The following is a 13789-nucleotide window of genomic DNA, read 5'->3' as shown; positions in this document are numbered from 1 at the left end:
ACCTAGGCTGCTGAAACCCGCCGAGCAGCGCGAACTGCTGACGTACGGGCTCGGCATCACGAACGTGGTGGCACGGGCCACCGCACGCGCCGACGAACTGACCGCCGAGGAGTACCTCGAGGGCGGCCGGCTGCTGACCGCCAAGGTGACCCGGTGGCGCCCGGAGTGGCTCGCCGTGGTCGGCGTGACGGCGTACCGGGCCGCCTTCGGGGACCGCAGGGCGCAGGTGGGGCCGCAGGAGCGGACCATCGGCGACAGCCGGGTGTGGGTGCTGCCCAATCCCAGCGGGCTGAACGCGCACTGGACGGCGGCGACGATGGCGGAGGAGTTCGCCCGGCTGCGGGACGCCGCGCCGGCCTAGGGCGGGTCTGTCTCCGTGACCACGGCAAGGAGCTGGAACTCCAGTTCCTTGTCCCACTGGGACACGCCGAGGGCCACCCAGCGCCCCGGCCCGGGCGCCTGCCACAGGTGGACGTCCGGGACGTGCTCGCTCAGAGCCGCCCACGGCTGCTCCACCTGCTCGCCCTGCATCGCCCGGCGCAGGACGCTGTACAGGCTGAAGCGCTGCGGCGGCCCCCACCGCTCGGTGAGCCGCTGGGCGAGTCCGTCCCGGTCGGCGTCGAACTGGGCCTCCGTCTCCGCCCGTTCCGTGCCGTCGTCCTCCCAGAAGTCCCCACTCGTCCGTAATGCGGCTATGTGATACCCGGGGCCGCTCTCGCCGTGCTCCGTCCTGCCGTGCGCCCGGGGAAACTCCTGGGCGCACAGCAGGTCGATGACGTTCAGACAGCGCACGAGGTCCATGCGGTCCAGTAAAGCGGCACCCACTGACAAGTGGCGGTCTGTCAGGCGTCCCTGCGGTGGATGCTCCACGCCCCCGCGCCCAGCGCCGCAGCCGTCCACAGCGCGGTGACCGCGAGCCCGGTCCAGGGGCCGAGCGCACCGTCCCAGGTACTGTGCAGGGCCACCTGGCCGGCCCGGTCGGGCAGGAAGTCCGCGGCGCCCGCGGACAGGTCGCCGATGACGAAGGACACGATCAGCAGGAACGGGATCAGGACGGAGAGGGTCGCCACCCCGCTGCGCAGTACGGCCGCCAGTCCGGCGGCGAACAGCGACATCAGCGTGAGGTGCAGGCCGCAGCCGACCGCGCCGCGCAGTCCCTCGGCCCAGCCGGGACCGTGCCGGCCGAGGACCGCCTTTCCCACCAGCAGCGTCACCAGGCCGGTGAGGAGTCCCACGGCCAGCACCGGCAGGGCGATCGCCGTGGCCTTCGCGGCGAACCAGCGCCCCCGGTCGGGCGCGGCGGCCAGCGTCAGCCGCAGCGCACCGCCCCGGAACTCCGCCGCGACGGCCGTCGTACCGAAGGCGATCGCGGCGATCTGACCGAAGCCGATGCCGAAGAACGCCGAGAACAGCGGATCCGTGTCGTCGGCGTCGGCCGAGGCGAGCGCGGAGAACGCCACGGTGGCGACGACGATCGCGGCCAGGCTGCCCACCAGCGAACGGAGCGTCCGGATCTTGATCCACTCGGCGTGCAGAACGGGGACGAACGGCATGGTCAGGCCTCCTGGTGCAGGGCGGTGAACTCGGCCTCGGCCGCGGTCAGATCGAAATAGGCCTGCTCCAGGGTGGCTTCCCGCGCGGCCAGTTCGAGTACGGGCACGCCCGCCTCGGACATGAGGCGGCCGAGTTCGTCCACGCGCGCGTGGCGCACGGTCCACGTCCCGTCCTCGTCCCGGGAGGCGTCGTGACCGTGCCGGGCGAGCAGGTCGCCGAGCGCGGCGGGCTCGGTGGTGCGGATCCTGACCTCGGGGCGCACGCGCGCGTGGATGAAGTCCCGGACGGGGGTGTCGGCGAGCAGGCGGCCTCGGCCGAGGATCACCAGGTGGTCGGCGAACGCGGCGGTCTCGTTCATCAGGTGGCTGGAGACCAGGACCGTACGGCCCTGCGCCGCGAGCCGGCGCAGCAGCGTGCGGATCCAGACGATGCCTTCGGGGTCGAGGCCGTTGGCGGGCTCGTCCAGCAGGATCACCTCGGGGTCGCCGAGGAGCGCGGCGGCGATGCCGAGCCGCTGCCGCATGCCGAGGGAGTACGTCTTCACCCGGCTCCGGGCCACCGCCGCGAGGCCGGTCTCCTCCAGGACGGTGTCGACCCGACGCTCCGGGATGCGGTTGCTCGCCGCCAGGGCCAGCAGATGGTCGCGGGCGGTGCGGGATCCGTGCGCCGCCCGTGCGTCCAGCAGGGCGCCCACCCGGCGCAGAGGGTCGCGGAGTCCGGCGTAGGCGTGGCCGCCGATGGTGGCGGTGCCGGAGGTCGGCCGGTCGAGGCCGAGGACGACCCGCATGGTGGTGGACTTTCCGGCGCCGTTGGGGCCGAGGAAACCGGTGACGCGGCCGGGGCGGACGCTGAAGGTGAGGTGGTCCACGGCCCGCTTGGTGCCGTACTCCTTGGTGAGGTCTCGTACGTCGATGCTGGTCATGGCATCAGCCTGGCGGGGTGCGCGGCTGAAGTTCCTCCCCCGCCGGTGGAGATCGTCTCCCCCGCGCGGGGGAGGTCCCTTGTCGGGGCTGCCTGCGACGATGACCCCATGGCCCGCTTCCTGCGCCCGCTGCTGCGGGGGACGACGTACACGCGCCTGCTGCATCTGTGGGTGCCCATGCTGATCGTGAGCGTGTGGCTTTTCATCGACTTGTCGACTCCCTGGGTGCCCGCGCTGTTACTCGTCCCGGTCGGTTTTCTGCCCGCCGTGCGGATGGGCGAGGGTGTTCAGGCGAGGCTGCTGCTGACGCCCGGCGAGGAGGAGCCGGGCATCTCCGTGACGCCGTCGGCGACCTGGCGGGACCGGCTGCGCACGGTGCTGTGGCTGGAGCTGCGGATGGTCCTCGGCGCGGCGGCGATGTTCGCCACGGTGTGGCTGCCGGTTGTCACCTACGAACTGGCGAGGTGCGCGTGGGGACAGGCGCCGTCCGGTCTTCCACTGCTGGACCGGCTGCCTCCGGAGCGGGCGTACGCCCTGCTGGTGCCGCTGCCGCTGCTCGCCCTGTACGGGGCTGTCGTGGGGCTCGGCGAGCTGGTCACCGCGGGTGCGCGCCGACTCCTCGGGCCGTCTGCCGCCGAGCGGCTGGCCGCCCTGGAGGAGCGCACCGAGCAGCTGCTCGAACGCACTCGCATCGCACGGGAGTTGCACGACTCCATCGGGCATGCCCTGACGGTGGCGGTGGTGCAGGCGGGTGCCGCGCGGGCGGCGGGCGATCCGGGATTCACCGACCGCGCGCTGGAGGCCATCGAGGAGACCGGCCGAGCCGCCCTCGCGGACCTGGAGCGGGTGCTCGGGGTGCTGCGCGAGTCGGAGCGGCCGGCCGGCGCCCGGCCCACGCTGGCCGACGCCGATCGCCTCCTGGGCTCCGCGCGTGCCTCCGGCGCCACAGTGGACGCCGAGGTGACCGGGTCCGTCGCGGCGGTGCCGGGGCCCGTCTCGCGGGAGGGGTACCGCATCCTCCAGGAGGCGCTGACCAATGTCCTGCGGCACGCGGGTGCCGTACCGGTGCGGGTACGGGTGTCCGTGGCCGGGAGCACACTCGCCGTCGAGGTCCGCAATCCGCTTCCGGCCGCGCTGCCCGAGCCCGGACGGGGCAGCGGGCTGCGGGGCATACGGGAGCGCGCGGAGTTGCTCGGGGGCAGTGCCCGCACCGGACCGGACCAGGGCGACTGGCAGGTGCGCGCGGAGCTGCCGCTGGGCTGATCCGCGCCGGCGGACGGGTTGATCTACGCTGGCCGGATGCCTGTGACCGTGCTCCTCGTCGATGACGAACCCCTGGTCCGTGCGGGTCTTCGGGCCGTGCTGGAGGCGCAGCCCGACATCGAGGTGGTGGGCGAGGCGGCCGACGGTGCGGCGGTCATCCCGCTGGTGCGCCGACTGCGGCCGGACGTGGTCGCGATGGACGTGCGCATGCCTCTGATGGACGGGATCGAGGCCACGCGCGCGCTGCTGCGCACGGTCGACGCGCCGCCCAGGATCCTGGTGGTGACCACCTTCGAGGACGACGAGTTCGTGTACGAGGCACTGCGCGCGGGGGCCGACGGGTTCCTGCTGAAGCGGGCCAGGCCGGCCGAGATCGTCCATGCCGTGCGGCTGGTCGCGGAGGGCGAGTCGCTGTTGTTCCCGGCGTCCGTCCGCCGCCTCGCCGCCCGGTACGGCGACGCCGGCCCTGCGGCCCGTGCCCCGCTGTCGGCGGCCGGACTGACGGAGCGTGAGGCGGAGGTGCTGCGGCTCATGGCGCGGGGGCTGTCCAACGCGGAGATCGCCGACCGGCTGGTCGTCGGGACGGAGACGGTGAAGTCGCATGTGAGTGCCGTGCTGGCCAAGCTCGGGGCACGCGACCGCACCCAGGCGGTGATCGCCGCGTACGAGTCGGGGTTCGTCGCGCCGGGCTGACCCGTCTTCGCCGCACCGGGCTGGTCCCGAGGGCCGCCGGATCGGCGGAACCCGGAGCTCGCCGGGGTGGGCCCGGCCGAGTACGATCCGCCCCAACACGCCCGCGAGCTGGGAGGACGACGGTGGGGCAGCTGACCGGCGGCGATCCCTCGCTGCTGCGAAGGATCAATTCCGCGGTGGTGCTGCACTCGCTGCGTGCCACGGACTGCGCGACGCTCACCGAGATCGCCCGGGTCACGGGTCTGTCGCGGCCGACCGTCGAGGGGGTCGTCGAAGGGCTCGTCGAGGCCGGGCTGGTCGTGGAGTCGGCGGCCGACGACGGAGCCGCACGCCGTCAGGGGCGGCCCGCCCGGCGGTTCCGGTTCCGGGCCGAGGCGGGGCATCTGCTGGGCCTGGAGATCGGGGCGCACCGGGTCGCCGCGCTCCTGTCCGACCTGGACGGGCGGGTACTGGGCGCGCAGACCAAGGAGGTCGACGAGACGGCTTCGGCCGACGAACGGCTGGAACGGCTGCGCGGTGCGGTCGCGGAGCTGCTGCGGCGGGCCGGCGTGGCACGCGGCTCGCTGCGGGCGGTGGGGGTGGGCACGCCGGGGATCGTCGAGGCCGACGGCACGGTACGGCTGGGTACGGCCCTGCCCGAGTGGACGGGGCTGCGGCTGGGCGAGCGCCTGAGCCGTTCCTTCAAGTGCCCGGTGCTGGTGGAGAACGACGCCAACGCGGCGGCGGTGGCCGAGCACTGGAAGGGCGCGGCGGCCGAGTCGGACGACGTGGTGTTCGTGCTGGCGGGGTTGAGCCCCGGGGCGGGTTCGCTGATCGGCGGGCGGCTGCACCGGGGGTACGGCGGGGCGGCCGGGGAGATCGGCGCGCTGCATCTGCTGGGCCGGGAGGAGACCCCGGAGACGCTGCTGTCCACCACGGACGAGCCGTTGCATCCGCTGGACGAGCAGGCGGTCGCGGAGGTGTTCGCGCTCGCCCGGGAGGGTGACCAGCGGGCGCTGGCGGCCGTGGAGCGGTTCATCCAGCGCCTCGTCCACGACGTGGCCGCGCTGGTGCTGGCCCTCGACCCGGAGCTGGTCGTCGTCGGCGGCTGGGCGGCCGGCCTGGACGGCGTGCTGGAGCCGCTGCGCAGTGAACTGGCGCGCTACTGCCTGCGGCCCCCACAGGTCGCGCTGTCCCTGCTCGGTGAGGCGGCCGTGGCGACCGGCGCCCTGCGCCTCGCCCTCGACCACGTCGAGGAGCAGCTGTTCGCGGTGGAGGGCACGGTGACGCGGCGCCGAGCCGTACGGTGACGGCGCCGGCCATCGGGCCGTGCCCGCCGGACGGGTTCACCGGACGGCCACGGCACCGTCGTGGCTGGTGCCCTGATGAAGTGGCCCCGCCCGGCGTTCCGGGCGTGGGCGCAGACCTGGCGGGGTCAGGAGGCCTGGCGCTCGGAATCGTGGTGTATTTCCACGCCGGCCGGGTCGCCGAAGGTCAGCCGGCAGGTGTCGGCGCGGTAGGTCGCCACGGACAGGGCGGCGGTGCGGCCCGCGGCGAAGTAGCGGGTGGTGACGACCAGGACGGGCGCGCCGGGGAGCCGGTCGAGTTCCCTGGCGTCGTCCGCACGGGCCGAGCCCAGCTCGACGGCGCGGTCCTGGCCTTCCAGGGTCAGGTGCTGCAGCTCGCGCAGCACCGCACGCGCCCGTGCCGCGCCGGAGGGGGCGTCGATCGCGCTGAGGTCGGGCACCGAGACGGCCGGGACGTAGAGCAGCTCCGTGGCGACGTGCTGGCCGTGGGAGGTCCGGATGCGGCGCACGGTGTGCAGGGGCTCGCCGGAGGCGGTCTCCAGGGCGGCGGAGACGGCCGCCGGCGGCGCGGCCTGGACGCAGTCGACGGGCTGCCAGGCGTCGTCCTCGGCTTCCGGCCAGGTCTGCTGTCCCGCGCCGACGGCCACGCCGACACGCGGCGGCGCGACGGTGGTGCCGACGCCGCGGCGGCGCTGGAGCCGGCCTTCCAGCTCCAGCTGTTCCAGCGCCTGGCGGAGCGTGGCGCGGGCCACGCCGAAGCGGGCGGCGAGGTCGCGCTCGTTGGGCAGGATCTCGCCGACCGAGAACTCGGAGTCGAGTGCCTCGCTGAGCACGGTCTTGAGGTGCCAGTACTTCGGTTCCGGCACCGCTTCCAGCTGCGTGGTCCCCACCCTGTCCTCCGCAAGAGCCGTGGTCCGGCGGTTTATGGCGCCCTTGTTTATTAAAGGTTGTTGCAGTTCTCTGCGACGATAGGGCGGCCCTCACCCTTGGTCAAGACCAATGCCCGACCCCTGGGGGCTACCCGTCGGTAGTGATTGCTGACAAGCTGTCTATGGTGTCCGTCCGCAGCCCTGACGAGGAGCGCACATGCCCACCACCGTCGCCATCAAGGTCCCGACCCCGCACGGCCCGACGGACGTGACCGTCGCGTACGCGCGCGTGGGACGCGGTGAACCGCTGGTCCTGCTGCACGGCATCGGCCACCATCTGCAGGCATGGGACCCGGTGGTGGACATCCTCGCCACCGAACGCGAGGTGGTCGCCGTGGACCTGCCGGGGTTCGGCGCGTCCCCGGCCCTGCCGGCCGGGCTGGCCTACGACCTGCCCACGACCGGCGCCGTCCTGGGCGCCCTCTTCGAGGCGCTGGAGCTGGAACGCCCGCACGTCGCGGGCAACTCGCTCGGCGGCCTGGTGGCCCTCGAGCTGGGCCGGGAGAAGCTCGTACGGTCCGTCACCGCCCTGTCCCCGGCCGGTTTCTGGACGCAGGCCGAGCGGCGTTACGCCTTCGGCGTCCTGATCACGATGCGCGGCATCGCCCAGCGGCTCCCGCTGCCGCTCGTGGAGCGGCTGTCGCGCACGGCGGCCGGCCGCACCGTGCTGACGAGCACCGTCTACGGCCGTCCGGCCCGCCGCGCGCCGGAGGCCGTGGTCGCCGAGACGCTGGCGCTGGCGGGTGCCACCGGGTTCGAGCAGACCCTGAAGGCGGGCACCACGGTCCGGTTCACCGACGACCTGCCTGGCATGCCGGTCACCGTGGCCTGGGGCTCCCGGGACCGGGTGCTCATGCGCCGTCAGGGCGTGCGCGCCAAGCGGCTCATCCCGCACGCCCGTCTGGTACGGCTGCCCGGGTGCGGCCACGTCCCCATGAACGACGACCCGGCGCTCGTCGCCCGCGTGATCCTCGACGGCAGCCGCTGACCGCCGCAAGAACCCCGATCCCGCGAACGGCCGAGAACACCGGCTCGACGGCTCGCCGACCTGGCGGGCCATCGACCTGGCGGGACGCCGGCCTCGCGGGACGTCGGCCTCGCGGGACGTCGGCCTCGCGGGACGTCGGCCTCGCGGGACGTTCGTCCCCGCCCCACAAGCCCTGTTTCATCACCCCCCGTTCTTGTTGAATCCACGTTTCCGCTGTGGCTCCCCAGTTGGGTGTTGACCCCAACACCGGCCGGATCCATCCCCGGAGGCACAGCCATGTCACACCCTCAGCTCCCGGACCGCCGCAGCATTCTGCGCGGTTCCCTCGCCGCCTCCGCGGCCCTCTCGCTGCCCGTGAGCATCGGCGCGGCACCGGCGTTCGCCCGCTCCGGGCGCCCCGAGGCGAGCTGGGGCGTGCAGGCGGGTGACATCACCACCGACTCGGGCCTGGTGTGGGTGCGTTCGGACCGGCCCGCCCGGATGGTCGTGGAGACCTCGGCCACCGAGTCGTTCCGCGACCCGCGCAGGTGGCAGGGCCCGCTGCTGGGACCGGGCACGGACTTCACCGGTACCACCCGGCTGCACGGCCTGCCGTCCGGCGAGCAGATCCACTACCGCGTGGTGCTGGAGGATCCGGACGACCCGCGCCGCACCGGCGAGCCGGTGACCGGAACCTTCCGCACCGTCTCCCGACGTCACCGCGACGGCGTGCGCTTCCTGTGGTCGGGCGACCTCGCCGGCCAGGGCTGGGGCATCAACCCCGACTTCGGCGGCTACCGGATCTACGACGCGATGGCGAAGCTGGACCCGGACTTCTTCCTGTGCAGCGGCGACAACGTGTACGCCGACGGCCCGATCGCCGCCACGCAGGCCCTGCCGGGCGGCGGTACGTGGCGGAACATCACCACCGAGGAGAAGTCGAAGGTCGCCGAGACCCTGGCCGAGTACCGGGGCAACTTCCGCTACAACCTGCTGGACGACAACCTCCGCCGGTTCAACGCCCAGGTGCCCTCGGTCGTCCAGTGGGACGACCACGAGGTGCGCAACAACTGGTACCCGGGCGAGGTGATCGCCTCCACCGACACCCGGTACACCGAGAAGAGCATCGACGTGCTGGCCGCGCGCGCCCGGCGGGCGTTCAGCGAGTACTTCCCCGTCTCGACGCTGCGGCCCGGCACGCAGGAGGGCCGGATCTACCGCGTGCTGCACCAGGGCCCGCTGCTGGACGTGTTCGTCCTCGACATGCGCTCCTACCGCAACGCCAACTCCCCCGACGACCAGACCGTCGACCCCCAGGGCATCCTCGGCCGCGAGCAGCTGGAGTGGCTCAAGCGGGAGCTGTCCCGGTCGCAGGCGGTGTGGAAGGTGATCGCCGCCGACATGCCGCTCGGTCTCGTCGTGCCCGACCCGATGGAGGGCAAGCCGGACTTCGAGGCGGTCGCGCAGGGTGACCCGGGTGCTCCGCTGGGCCGTGAGCTGCAGATCGCCGAGCTGCTGCGCTTCATCAAGCACAGGAAGATCACCGGCACGCTGTGGCTGACCGCGGACGTGCACTACACCTGCGCCCAGCACTACCAGCCCTCGCGTGCCGCGTTCACCGACTTCGAGCCGTTCTGGGAGTTCGTCTCCGGCCCGCTGAACGCCGGCGCCTTCCCGGCCGGCGCGCTCGACGGCACCTTCGGTCCGGAGCGGGTGTTCGTGAAGGCGCCCCCGACGGCGAACGTCTCTCCCGCCGGCGGCTACCAGTTCTTCGGCGAGGTCGACATCGCCGCCGGCGGCGAGCTGACGGTACGGCTGCGCGAGCAGGACGGCACGGTGCTGTTCACCAAGGCGCTGCAGCCGGGCCGGGTCGGCCAGTAGGTGTCCGCGGAACCGCGGTCCCGTACTCTCTAGGCCGTGCCGCGCACCGGCGTCATCCCCCGGTGCGCGGTATGCTCCGGCATTCGCCAACTCCCCTGCCCGGCGTGTGTCTTTGCAGCTCAGACCTATTGTCAGTGGTCACCTCTACGGTTTTCCCATGACGCGATCACTGCAGGCAGTGGCCTATCGCCGGTCCTCCGTGCTGCGCTCGGGGGCGGACGGGCGGCTGCTCGGGCTGGAGACGTCCCGGGGTGCGACCCCCACGGGCGCCGAGGACCATCCGAGGTTCTTCGCGGGCTTCCTGACCTCGCCGCAGGTGGCCGCCGCCGGGCTGCTCGCGGTGGCCGACGTGGCGGCGGCGCGGTACTACCAGCCGCAGCTACGCGCCTCGCTCGACCCGGTGGTCACGGGCAACGGCGACCGCCTGCGCTTCGAGTCCTTCTCCGGCTGCGGCGGGGTGTACGCACGCCTGGACGTGCTGCCCCCGGGCCTGGACGGCGGCGAGGTGGGGCACGGGACGACGAACGTCGACGTCAACGACCCTCTGCGCGAGGCCCTCTCCCGGATCGGCGGTGACGACCCGCTGCACCTGCGCGTGGGCCCGGAGGAGCTGGCCGTCACCACGCTCGACGGTCCCGTGGTGGAGAAGAAGGTCCCGCTGCCCGACCGATGGCTGCGCGGGTTCGCGGAGGCCCAGGTGATCGCCGCCGGGTTCGATCTGCGGGCCGAGCTGCCGGCGGACGAGGCGGTGCGGTTCCTGCGCGGGCTGCCCCGGACGGGCGCGGGCCGTCGGTCCGCGGCGGGCCCGCGCTGGGTGGTGCCGGTGGGCCGCGGGCTGCGGCCGACGACCCGGGCGGTGCCGGGCGCCGTCTGCCTGCCGGGCCCGGAACGCCTGGTCGCGCTCCAGCGGGTGCTGCGGCACGCGACGGCCCTGCGCGTGTACGGGCCGCCGGTCACCGGTACGGCCGCGACGGCCGCCGCCTGGGAAGTCGTCCTGCCAGGCATGCGACTCACACTCACCCTGTCGCCGGACGCCTCGCGCGGCTTCTCCGGGGAGGGCGGCGTCCTGGACGCCCTCGCCACCGACGACGCGGCGGCGGACGCCGAGCTGGTCGCGGTGCTGCTGGCCTGGGAGCCGCGCGTCGACGTCGCCGGACTCGCGGCGGCCTCGGGCCTGACGCCCGAGCGGGTGCGGGCCGCCCTGGTCCGCCTCGGCACCTCGGGCCGGGTCGGGTACGACACGGCGGAGGCGGCCTACTTCCACCGTGAACTGCCGTACGACGCCGCGCGCGCCGAGCGGCACAACCCGCGCCTGCGTGCCGCGCGGGCGCTGGTGGCGGCGGGTGCGGTCACGGTGGACGGCTCGCTCGCCACGGTGACCGCCGAGGACGGTCATGAGCACCGGGTGCGCGACGAGGCGGGTGTTCTCACGTGCAGCTGTCTGTGGTGGGCGAAGTACCGGGGCGGGCGCGGACCGTGCAAGCACGCGCTGGCGGTGCGGATGGTACGGCGGGGTGCCCTGCCGGCGCAGGACACGGCGGAGATCGAGGGGGGTGTGCGGTGAGCGCGCTGATGGCGGCGGTACGGACAGGACGCACGGCGGAGACGCTGCGCGTGCTGGCGGAGATGACGGACGAGGAACGGCGGGCGGTGCTCCCCCGGTTGAAGGAGCTGCGCAAGGAGCTGCGGGCGATTCCACGCCGGGAGGCCGGTCCCGAGCGGATCCATCCGGCGCTGCACCTGGCCGGAGCCGCCTGTCACACCGGTGCGGCTGCGGCGGCAGGCTGGCTCGCGGCGACCGACATGCGCTGGAGCCAGGCGCCGGCCGAGACGCTGCTGCGGGCCCTGGAGCACCGAGACACCGGCTGGCTGGCCGATGTCGCACAGCGGCTGGCCCAGCGGCCGGTGTCCGCCCGGGTGCCGTACGAGCTGATGGCGGGCCTGGCCGGCAGGTCGGGCCGCGAGGTGCCGGTGACGGACGCCTATGTGATCGGCTGGATCCAGTATGTCGGCGGCCGGCGCCGCGGCGGTGTCCTGGAACAGCTGCGCCGTGAACCGCATCTGACCCCGCTGGTCACCGGGCTCTTCGCCCTCAAGGACCTCGGTGAGGTCCGGTGGCTGCTCGGCGACGGACCGGACTCCTGGCAGTGCGCCCTCGCGACGCTGGCCCAGGAGGGCTCCCTCGACCGGACCTTCGTGATCGACGCCTGCGTGGCCCGGCTGCTGCGCGGCGGTGGTCCCACGGACCACCGGATCTTCCTGCCGCTGCTGACCCGGCTCGGCCTGACCCGCGAGGAGGAGCGCGAGCGGGTCGCCGACTGGACGGCGCTCGCCCGTGACGCGGTCTCCCCCGTGGCCGCCCACGCCCAGGCGGTGCTCGCCGCCCTGGCACTGGACGGCGAACTGACCGTGCGGCAGCTGGCCGAGGTCTCCGAAGGACTGCTCTTGCGCGCCGAGAAGAAGCTGGTCCGGGCCCAGCTCGTCCTTCTCGCCAAGCTCCTGTCCCGTGACGCCGCCGCCGTTGCGGAGCTGCTGCCGGTGGTGGCCCAGGCGTTCGGCCATGAGGACACCCAGGTGCAGGAGCGCGCCCTGAAACTCGTCGAACGGCACGCGGGCGAGCCGGGCCTCGCCGAGATCGGTGAGGAACTCGCCGTGCTCGCCGACCGGTTGCCACCGGCCCTGCACGGGCGGGCGTCCGCCGCGCTGGGCATTCCCACGGTGGACCGGGCCCCGGAGACGTACGAGGAGGTGCTGCCGCCGGCGCCGGAGCCGGTCCGGCTCGCGTCCGCACCGAAGACGGCGGTCGAAGTGGCCGAGGAGGTTGGGGCGCTGCTCGCGTCCGGCGGTGAGGACGTGGCCGTGTTCGAGCGGGCGCTGGACGGCCTGGTGCGGCACGCCTGCCGGGACCCGGACGCACTGCGCGATGCGCTGGCACCGGTGGTCGCGAACCGCTGGTGGGTCACGGCGGACCACCCCCACTGGCCGCGTGTCGACGACATCTTCGGCAGCAGCCGCTACCGCGTGCTCGACGCCCAGCAGGGCCTCGACCTGCTGCTGGCCACGCTGGACGGCAGGATTCACACAGCGACGCTGCACACGGCGATGCGGCGCGGGCCGGACGAGCACCCGTGCCCGCACAGCGGCCTCGCCCGCGTCTTCGACGCCCGACTGCGCGAAGTGGCGTACCGTCTGCGGGCGGAACCGCTGCCGCTGCTGCTGGCCACGCCCAGCTGGAGCACTGGCCTGCTGGAGCCGGACGAACTGGTGGACCGCCTCGCGGAGTACCGGCGGCTGGACGCCCGGATCGGCGCGGCCGACTTCGCCCAGGCCCTGCTGCGCGTGCGCCGGGACGACCGGACGGCGGCCGAGGAAGCGGCCCGGAGGGCGCGGGCGCTCGGCATACCGGAGGGCGCGCGGCTCGCCCGCTGGCTGACCGCCACCGATGCCGCCGAACCCTCGGTCAGGCGCCGGGCCAGGGACGCGCGGATCCTGCTGGAGCTGGGCGAAGTACGGGAGTTCCAGGAGGGTTTTACGCAGGCGTTCCACCGGCTCGGCCGGCCGCTGTCGATCTTCGACGACCGGTGGTACTGCCACCACTGGAACCAGGCGATACGCCCGCACTGGCTCGCCGTACTGCCCGAGCGGCGGGAACTGGTCGCGGCCCGGCTGCTGAACGACCTGGCGAACGCGGCCGTCGCGGACGGACGGGGTGCCGCCGTTCTGCCGCTGCTCGCCGAGTCCGGCGGCGAGGCCGGCGAGGCGGTGCACCTGTGCGTGGCCTACGGGCTCGGCGCGCGGTACCCGGAGGACCGGCTGGCCGCCGTGGACGCTCTGCTGGTGCTCGCCGCGCGGCAGCAGCTCGATACGGAGCGACTGGGCCTGGATATCGCCGAGTTGGTGCGGCGCGGGGCGCTGAAGCCGCTGCGCCTGGCCGAGTCGGTGCGGACGGCGGCGGCCACCGGCGCCAACGCCACGATCTGGAGCGCGCTCCGGCACACCCTGCCCCCGCTGCTCGCCGGCCTGGCGGCCGCCCGGCCGGAGGCGGCCGCCGTGGCGCCGCGGGGCCTCGGGGAGCTGCTGGCCGTCGCGGCGGACTGTGCCGAGCGGACCGGGGCGCGCGCGGCACTCCCGTATCTGGCGCAGATCGCCTCGCGCAAGGGCGGCTCGCGTCTGGTGGCCGAGGCCCGGCGGCTGCGGGAGGCGCTGGAGCTGCGGTAGAAACCGCAACAAACAGGGCGGAGCATGCTTAACCCATCGGTCACAATCAGTTCGTGATCACGCAACACCTCTGCTC

The 13789-nt window shown here is 73.9% G+C and carries 12 protein-coding genes; 8 read left to right on the top strand and 4 right to left on the bottom strand.

From position 1 onward, the window contains the following. A partial coding sequence (locus K7G59_RS28520) for a mismatch-specific DNA-glycosylase (protein ID WP_225839204.1) occupies positions 1–361 on the top strand: 361 nt, incomplete at its 5' end. On the opposite strand, the gene K7G59_RS28515 is transcribed toward K7G59_RS28520, so the two are convergent. From K7G59_RS28515 to K7G59_RS28505, 3 genes are read right to left on the bottom strand one after another with little or no spacing between them, the layout of a single operon-like run. Continuing rightward, positions 358–801, bottom strand: coding sequence for a hypothetical protein (locus K7G59_RS28515; protein ID WP_225839202.1), 444 nt, complete (start codon positions 799–801; stop codon positions 358–360). The two genes, K7G59_RS28520 and K7G59_RS28515, sit on opposite strands and share 4 nt — an antisense overlap. 41 nt (positions 802–842) lie before the next feature. Beyond that, positions 843–1553, bottom strand: coding sequence for an ABC transporter permease subunit (locus K7G59_RS28510; protein WP_225839199.1), 711 nt, complete (start codon positions 1551–1553; stop codon positions 843–845). 2 nt (positions 1554–1555) lie between these two features. After that, positions 1556–2476, bottom strand: a complete 921-nt coding sequence (locus K7G59_RS28505; protein WP_225839197.1) for an ABC transporter ATP-binding protein — start codon at positions 2474–2476, stop codon at positions 1556–1558. Between the two features lie 108 nt (positions 2477–2584). Between K7G59_RS28505 and K7G59_RS28500 the strand changes: the two genes are divergently transcribed. The 3 genes from K7G59_RS28500 to K7G59_RS28490 all read left to right on the top strand — a co-directional run bounded on the left by K7G59_RS28500 (position 2585) and on the right by K7G59_RS28490 (position 5721). Continuing rightward, a complete protein-coding gene (locus tag K7G59_RS28500) occupies positions 2585–3739 on the top strand; it encodes a sensor histidine kinase (RefSeq protein WP_225839194.1) in 1155 nt (384 codons plus the stop codon). 36 nt (positions 3740–3775) lie between these two features. Continuing rightward, positions 3776–4432: a response regulator transcription factor gene (locus tag K7G59_RS28495; RefSeq protein ID WP_225839192.1), complete on the top strand. Its 657-nt coding sequence runs from the start codon at positions 3776–3778 to the stop codon at positions 4430–4432. A 122-nt stretch (positions 4433–4554) separates the two neighbouring features. Continuing rightward, complete coding sequence (locus K7G59_RS28490; protein WP_225839190.1) at positions 4555–5721, top strand: ROK family protein; 1167 nt, start codon at positions 4555–4557, stop codon at positions 5719–5721. A 125-nt stretch (positions 5722–5846) separates the two neighbouring features. On the opposite strand, the gene K7G59_RS28485 is transcribed toward K7G59_RS28490, so the two are convergent. After that, a complete protein-coding gene (locus K7G59_RS28485) occupies positions 5847–6608 on the bottom strand; it encodes a GntR family transcriptional regulator (protein ID WP_225839187.1) in 762 nt (253 codons plus the stop codon). 196 nt (positions 6609–6804) lie between these two features. Here K7G59_RS28485 and K7G59_RS28480 point away from each other — a divergent pair, with 196 nt between their 5' ends. The 4 genes from K7G59_RS28480 (at position 6805) to K7G59_RS28465 (ending at position 13713) form a co-directional block, all read left to right on the top strand. After that, entirely contained in the window at positions 6805–7635 is an 831-nt protein-coding gene (locus tag K7G59_RS28480; protein ID WP_225839184.1) for an alpha/beta fold hydrolase, read from the top strand. Between the two features lie 276 nt (positions 7636–7911). After that, a complete protein-coding gene (locus tag K7G59_RS28475; RefSeq protein WP_225839182.1) occupies positions 7912–9495 on the top strand; it encodes an alkaline phosphatase in 1584 nt (527 codons plus the stop codon). Between the two features lie 157 nt (positions 9496–9652). Next, positions 9653–11059, top strand: a complete 1407-nt coding sequence (locus tag K7G59_RS28470; RefSeq protein WP_225839179.1) for an SWIM zinc finger family protein — start codon at positions 9653–9655, stop codon at positions 11057–11059. Next, positions 11056–13713: a DUF6493 family protein gene (locus tag K7G59_RS28465; protein WP_225839153.1), complete on the top strand. Its 2658-nt coding sequence runs from the start codon at positions 11056–11058 to the stop codon at positions 13711–13713. Before K7G59_RS28470 ends, K7G59_RS28465 begins: the two co-directional genes overlap by 4 nt. Positions 13714–13789 lie beyond the last annotated feature (76 nt).

Source organism: Streptomyces sp. NK08204 (assembly GCF_020400585.1).
In the GTDB taxonomy this organism is placed as follows: domain Bacteria; phylum Actinomycetota; class Actinomycetes; order Streptomycetales; family Streptomycetaceae; genus Streptomyces.
This window is presented reverse-complemented; position numbering and strand designations above follow the sequence as displayed.

Excerpts from the sequence above, each read along its gene's own strand:
- K7G59_RS28515 (WP_225839202.1), bottom strand. The coding sequence starts at position 801 with ATGGACCTCGTGCGCTGTCTGAACGTCATCGACCTGCTGTGCGCCCAG.
- K7G59_RS28510 (WP_225839199.1), bottom strand. The coding sequence starts at position 1,553 with ATGCCGTTCGTCCCCGTTCTGCACGCCGAGTGGATCAAGATCCGGACG.
- K7G59_RS28505 (WP_225839197.1), bottom strand. The coding sequence starts at position 2,476 with ATGACCAGCATCGACGTACGAGACCTCACCAAGGAGTACGGCACCAAG.
- K7G59_RS28500 (WP_225839194.1), top strand. The coding sequence starts at position 2,585 with ATGGCCCGCTTCCTGCGCCCGCTGCTGCGGGGGACGACGTACACGCGC.
- K7G59_RS28495 (WP_225839192.1), top strand. The coding sequence starts at position 3,776 with ATGCCTGTGACCGTGCTCCTCGTCGATGACGAACCCCTGGTCCGTGCG.
- K7G59_RS28480 (WP_225839184.1), top strand. The coding sequence starts at position 6,805 with ATGCCCACCACCGTCGCCATCAAGGTCCCGACCCCGCACGGCCCGACG.
- K7G59_RS28475 (WP_225839182.1), top strand. The coding sequence starts at position 7,912 with ATGTCACACCCTCAGCTCCCGGACCGCCGCAGCATTCTGCGCGGTTCC.
- K7G59_RS28470 (WP_225839179.1), top strand. The coding sequence starts at position 9,653 with ATGACGCGATCACTGCAGGCAGTGGCCTATCGCCGGTCCTCCGTGCTG.